We start from the raw sequence: 267 nt of genomic DNA on the forward strand, positions 1-267 counted from the left end.
TTAGTCAATCGGCGCACACGTTTCTCACGTGTGTAACGCTACTCATGCCTGCATTCTCACTCGCATGCCGTCCACAACACGTTTCCACGGCTGCTTCACCCAACACACGACGCTCCCCTACCCACCAACCACAAGGGTCAGTGACACGACTTCGGCGGTGTACTTGAGCCCCGCTACATTGTCGGCGCAGAATCACTCGACCAGTGAGCTATTACGCACTCTTTCAAGGGTGGCTGCTTCTAAGCCAACCTCCTGGCTGTCTCTGCG

At 56.2% G+C, this 267-nt stretch carries 1 rRNA gene; it reads right to left on the reverse strand.

Annotated features, from left to right (window positions below):
• Positions 1-267: ribosomal RNA gene (locus tag RNC47_RS37480) — 23S ribosomal RNA — on the reverse strand; the annotation flags it as partial.

Source organism: Streptomyces millisiae, assembly GCF_031845425.1.
GTDB classification, from domain to species: Bacteria; Actinomycetota; Actinomycetes; order Streptomycetales; family Streptomycetaceae; genus Streptomyces; species Streptomyces millisiae.